Origin of the sequence: Gordonia sp. i37, assembly GCF_002043085.1 — a bacterium.
Lineage (GTDB): Bacteria > Actinomycetota > Actinomycetes > Mycobacteriales > Mycobacteriaceae > Gordonia > Gordonia polyisoprenivorans.
The window spans coordinates 1-5712 of record NZ_MVPX01000289.1; the positions used below are offsets into that span (position 1 = coordinate 1).

Consider the following 5712-nt stretch of genomic DNA (forward strand, 5'->3'; position numbering starts at 1 on the left):
CGCCCCCCCCCCCCCCGCCGAGGAGATCACCGACACGGCGGTCACCCAGCCGCTCGTCGTCGCCGCGGCCCTGCTGGCCTTCGATGAGTACCTCAAGCGCGGTGAGCTGCCCGACGACGCCGTGATCGCCGGTCACTCGGTCGGCGAACTCGCCGCCGCGGCCATCACCGGCGTCATCAGCTCCGACGAAGCCGTCAAACTGGCCGCGATCCGCGGATCCGAGATGGCCAAGGCCTGCGCCCTCCAGGCCACCACCATGGCCGCGGTGCTCGGCGGTGACGAGGGCCAGGTCCTCGCCCGTCTCGACGAGCTCGCGCTTGTGCCCGCCAACCGCAACGCCGCAGGCCAGATCGTCGCCGCCGGACCGGTCGAGGCCATCGACGAGCTGATCGCGAGTCCGCCGGAGAAGGCCCGCATCCGTAAACTCGCCGTCGCCGGCGCCTTCCACACCGACTACATGGCCCCGGCACGCGACGCCGTCGCCGCTGCCGCGTCGAAGATCACCCCCGCCGACCCGGCCCGGGTCCTGCTGTCGAACTCCGACGGCCGGCCGGTCGCCGACGGCGCCGAGGCGCTGAGCAAGCTTGTCACGCAGGTCACCAGCCCGGTCCGCTGGGACCTGTGCTCGGCCTACATGCGCGAGGTCGGCGTCACCTCTCTGGTCGAACTCCCGCCCGCCGGCGCTCTCGCCGGCATCGCCAAGCGCGAGATGAAGGGGACCCCCACCGTGGCGTGGAAGACCCCCGACGACATCGAGAAGGTCATCGAACTTGGATAGAGGTCGCGTCCCACGCGACCCCACCGGAAATCCGGTTGTCACCGGATATCCAAGCACCCGAGGTGCTTTCGTGCCTCGGGTAGCTCCGGACAATCACCACCCACAGCTAAATCACGAGAAGGGAACCACCCACGTGGCTGCCACCCAGGAACAACTCATTGCCGGCATCGCCGAGATCATCGAGGAAGTCACCGGCATCGAGCCGTCCGAGGTGACGATGGAGAAGTCGTTCGTCGATGACCTCGACATCGACTCGCTGTCGATGGTCGAGATCGCGGTGCAGACCGAGGACAAGTACGGCGTGAAGATCCCCGACGAGGACCTCGCCGGCCTGCGCACCGTCGGTGACGCCGTCAACTACATCCAGAAGCTCGAGGCCGAGAACCCCGAAGCCGCTGCCGCCATCCAGGCCCAGATCGAGGCAGAACAGAACTCGTGAGCTCGCCGTCCCTCCGCGAATACTCAACGCTGGGCGGGAACTTCCCGAGTGTGGTGGTCACCTCGATGGTGGCCACCACCTCCCTCGGTGTCGACCTCGAATCGACCTGGCAGGGGCTGCTCGACGGCAAGACCGGCATCCGTGAGCTGACCGACGACTTCGTCACCAAATTCGGCGAACTGCCCTGCCGCGTCGGCGGGCGACTACTCTCCGATCCGGCCGACGAGGTCACCCGCGTCGAGGCTCGCCGCATGGCCTACGTCGAGCGGATCGCCCACGTCATGAGCAAGCGCCTGTGGGCGCAGGCCGGCGAACCCGAAGTCGATCCCGAACGCCTCGCCGTGGTGCTCGGCACCGGCCAAGGCGGCGGCGACGCCATGGTCGACGCCGTCAAGGCGATCGAGAGTTCCGGCAACTACCGCAAGGTCTCCCCGCTCGCGGTGTCGATGGCCATGCCCAACGGCCCGGCCGCCGTCGTCGGCCTCAACATCGGCGCACGCGCCGGTGTGATCACCCCGGTCTCGGCGTGCTCGTCGGGTGCCGAGGCGATCGCGCACGCCTGGCGGCACATCGTCATGGGCGACGCCGACATGGTCGTCACCGGCGGCGTCGAAGGACACATCGATGCGATCCCGATCGCCGCGTTCTCGATGATGCGCGCGATGAGCACCCGTAACGACGATCCGGCCGCGGCGTCACGACCGTTCGACAAGGATCGCGACGGATTCGTCTTCGGCGAGGCCGCCGCGATGCTGATCCTCGAACGTGAGGAACACGCCAAAGCCCGTGGGGCACATATCCACGCGCGCGTGCTCGGTGCCGGTATCACCTCCGACGGTTTCCACCTCGTCGCCCCGGACCCCAGCGGTCAGGGCAACGCACGAGCGATGACACGGGCCCTCCAGACGGCCGGGCTGACCAAGAAGGACATCACCCACGTCAATGCGCACGCCACCTCGACCCCCATCGGCGACACCGCCGAAGCGGTCGGGATCAAGGCGGCCATCGGCGACCACGCCGCGGTGTATGCCCCCAAGTCGGCCCTGGGTCACTCCATCGGCGCGGTCGGAGCCCTCGAATCGGTGCTCACGATCAAGAGTGTCGAGGAAAGCGTCATCCCGCCGACGCTGAACCTGGAGAACCAGGACCCCGAGTGCGACATCGAAGTGGTGCACGGGCAGGCCCGTCATGGTCAGATTGATTACGCGCTGAACAACTCGTTCGGCTTCGGTGGGCACAACGTGGCGCTCGCCTTCGGTCGCTACTGACCATTCGCGACACCCCCGAGGAGACAGCGATGACCACATTGGCCCCCATCACCGGCCATGAGGACTCAGTCGATCCGCGAGATCCACTGCTGCGGTTGACCAACTTCTTCGACGAAGGCTCCCTGTCGCTGCTGCACCCCCGGGACAAATCGGGAGTGCAGGCAGCGATCGGAGAGGTCAACGGCGTTCGCACCGTCTCCTACTGCACCGATGGCACCGTGATGGGCGGTGCCATGGGTGTCGTGGGGTGCGCCCACATCGTCAACGCCATCGACACCGCGATCACCGAACAGGCCCCGGTCGTGGGCATCTGGCACTCCGGTGGTGCCCGTCTGGCCGAAGGCGTCGAAGCCCTGCACGCCGTCGGCGGAGTCTTCGAGGCGATGGTGCGGGCCTCCGGCTACATCCCGCAGATCTCGGTGGTCGTCGGATTCGCCGCCGGCGGCGCCGCCTACGGACCCGCACTCACCGACGTGGTGATCATGGCCCCCGCCGGTCGCGTCTTCGTCACCGGACCCGACGTCGTCAAGAGCGTCACCGGCGAAGAAGTCGACATGGAATCGCTCGGCGGCCCGCTCACCCACGGAAAGAAATCCGGGGTCAGCCACATCACCGCAGACTCCGAGGCCGACGCCTATTGGCGCGCCCGTCGACTCGTCTCCACCTTCGCCCGCCCCGGCCGGTTCGACACCGAGCACGCCGAAGCCGGCGACACCGACCTCAAGGCCCTGCTGCCCGAATCCAACCGCCGGGCCTACGACGTGCACCCCGTCGTCACCGCCCTCCTCGACACCCAGCACGCCGCCGACGGCGACACCGAGATCTCGAGTTTCGAAGAGCTGCAAGCGAAATGGGCTCCGAACATCGTCACCGGGTTCGGCCGCCTCGCCGGACACAGCGTCGGCGTCATCGCCAACAACCCACTACGCATGGGCGGTTGCCTCAACTCCGAGAGCGCCGAAAAAGCCTCCCGCTTCGTCCGACTCTGCGACGCCTTCGGCATCCCGCTCGTCGTCATCACCGACGTCCCCGGCTACCTCCCCGGCGTCGGCCAAGAATGGAACGGCGTCGTCCGCCGCGGCGCAAAACTGTTGCACGCCTTCGCCGAATGCACAGTCCCCCGCGTCACCCTGGTCACCCGCAAGATCTACGGCGGGGCCTACATCGCCATGAACTCCCGTGCCCTGGGCGCCACCGCCGTCTACGCCTGGCCCGGCTCCGAGGTCGCCGTCATGGGAGCCAAAGCCGCCGTGGGCATCCTGCACAAGAAAGCCCTCGCCGCCGCCCCCGACGACGAACGCGAAGCCCTCCACGACCGCCTGGCCGCCGAACACGAAGCCATCGCCGGCGGCGTCGGACGCGCCCAATCCATCGGCGTCGTCGACGAAGTCATCGACCCGGCAAAAACCCGCAGCATCATCACCGCCGCACTCGCCGCAGCACCGGCACGCCGCGGGCGGCACAAAAACATACCCCTGTAGTTGGCGCCGGCTCCGCCGTCGCGGTGCCGCCGCGGTGTTTGTTGGCGCCGGCTCCGCCGTCGCGGTGCCGCCCGCGCTATAACCCGCGTCTTCCCTCCTCATCGCATTGTCGCTGCGCTCCTCGCTCTTCGTCAGTCCAGACGCGGGCGCGCGGCGGCGTGGTGAGTGGGTCCACGGCGTTGTCGCATTGTCGCTACGCTCCTCGCTCTTCGTCAGTCCAGACGCGGGCGCGCGGCGGCGTGGTGAGTGGGTTTGCGCCGACAGCGCCCTTCCCTACGCCGACAGCGCTCGTCTCGACGCCGACAGCGCTTGTCGTCGTGATGGGGTGGCGCGGTACACGGTGCCCGTGCACGCAGTTCGGCCCCGGCGGATGCCGGGGCCGAATGAGGAGTCTCGTGAGCTACCCGACGCGCTGCTGCAGCCAGGTGACCTCGGCGCCATAGCCGCCCATGCGGTAGGCCTCGAGTGCGTGATCCCACGCCGTGCCGAGCACCGATTCGATCTCGCCGGCCAGACCGGCGCTGTCGGGCTGCGACTCGATCATCGCGCGCAGCTGGGTCTCCCCGACGATCACGTCGCCGTTGGCGCTCATCGAACCGCGCCACAGACCCAATCCTGGGACGTAGCAGAAGCGTTCGCCGTCGACGCCCTCACTGGCGTTCTCGGTCACCTCGAAGCGCAACGCCGACCACTCGCGCAGCGCGGTCACCAGACGGGCGCCTGTGCCCACCGGCCCTGCCCAATCGACCGTCGCACGCTGCATCCCCGGCTCGGCATCCTGTGCCGACCATTTCAGGTTCGCGCGCGCATTCAGGGTCGACGACAGAGCCCACTCCACATGCGGGCACAGCGCCACCGGCGCCGAGTGGATGTACACCACTCCTGTTGTCACGTCCGCAAACTGATTCAGGTTGCGCACCTTGGTCACCTCCGGTTGTCGACGAGGAACGTCTTCCCCAACACACCTCGCAACACCGGATAGCACACTCGTGACTCCGATTGTGCCCTATGAGGTACGTGTTGCGCCAGTTTCTAATGCGCTTTTATGAATCTTGTGTGGTTGGAGTGGACAACCGCCAGTCGCCCAGTGCCTCGCACACACTGTCGTTGAATTCGCTCCACAACGGCTTGGCCCACGCACCGAACGGCCGGTCGGTGAGTACCACGCACGCCCGGCCGAAGCGTGGGTCGACCCACAGGAAGGTCCCCGACTGCCCGAAGTGACCGAAGGTCTCCGGTGAGTTGTTCGCACCGGTCCAGTGCGGATGCTTGCGCCCCCGGATCTCGAACCCGAGCCCCCAGTCGTTGGGCTTGTGTTTGCCATAACCGGGCACGAATCCGTCGAGACCCGGGAAGGCGACGCGGGTCGCTCGGTCCAGCATCTCCGACGACAGCACCGTCGGCACCATGAGGTCGGCGGCAAAGCGCGCCAGGTCGGCGACCGACGAGCGTGCGCCGTGCCCGGCCGGACCATCGAGGACGGTATCGGTCATCCTCAGTGGCTCACACACCGATTGCCGCAGATACTCGGCGAAGTCGATGTCCGTCGCGGCTTCGACGGTCTCGGCGAGCACCTCGAATCCGGCACTGGAGTAGATCCGCTGGGTGGCCGGCGGGGCCATCACCGATCGGCTATCGAAGGCCAGTCCGGAGGCATGCGCCAGCAGGTGGGCCACCGTTGCCCCGGGCGGTCCCGCCTCGTCGTCGAGTTCGAGCGCACCCTCTTCCACCGCGACCAGAACGGCC

At 67.8% G+C, this 5712-nt stretch carries 6 protein-coding genes; 4 read left to right on the forward strand and 2 right to left on the reverse strand.

Translation table 11 applies throughout. The features are described from left to right. From B1964_RS13915 to B1964_RS13930, 4 genes are all read left to right on the forward strand, one after another. Positions 1-778, forward strand: a 778-nt coding sequence (locus B1964_RS13915; protein ID WP_139765734.1) for an ACP S-malonyltransferase, incomplete at its 5' end; no start/stop codon positions are given. 133 nt (positions 779-911) lie between these two features. Further along, the gene (acpM, locus tag B1964_RS13920) at positions 912-1217 is read left to right on the forward strand and encodes a meromycolate extension acyl carrier protein AcpM (RefSeq protein ID WP_006371499.1); all 306 of its coding nucleotides are present in this window, start codon (positions 912-914) and stop codon (positions 1215-1217) included. Next, complete coding sequence (locus B1964_RS13925) at positions 1214-2485, forward strand: KasA/KasB family beta-ketoacyl-ACP synthase (RefSeq protein WP_020170855.1); 1272 nt, start codon at positions 1214-1216, stop codon at positions 2483-2485. The genes acpM and B1964_RS13925 overlap by 4 nt, the downstream gene beginning before the upstream one ends. Before the next feature lie 29 nt (positions 2486-2514). Further along, positions 2515-3966 carry a carboxyl transferase domain-containing protein gene (locus B1964_RS13930; protein ID WP_079930185.1) on the forward strand — a complete coding sequence of 484 codons (1452 nt, stop codon included), beginning with the start codon at positions 2515-2517 and terminating at the stop codon, positions 3964-3966. A gap of 400 nt (positions 3967-4366) precedes the next feature. Here the strand turns inward: B1964_RS13930 and B1964_RS13935 are convergent, their stop codons facing one another. Together B1964_RS13935 and B1964_RS13940 are read right to left on the reverse strand one after the other, a co-directional pair. Continuing rightward, positions 4367-4885, reverse strand: coding sequence for a DUF3145 domain-containing protein (locus B1964_RS13935; RefSeq protein WP_006371495.1), 519 nt, complete (start codon positions 4883-4885; stop codon positions 4367-4369). 124 nt (positions 4886-5009) lie between these two features. Then, the coding region (locus tag B1964_RS13940; RefSeq protein WP_079930188.1) for a serine hydrolase domain-containing protein at positions 5010-5712 on the reverse strand (703 nt) is incomplete at its 5' end.

What these genes read in the sequence shown, in the direction of transcription:
- B1964_RS13930 (WP_079930185.1), top strand. Translation starts at nt 2,515, where the DNA reads ATGACCACATTGGCCCCCATCACCGGCCATGAGGACTCAGTCGATCCG.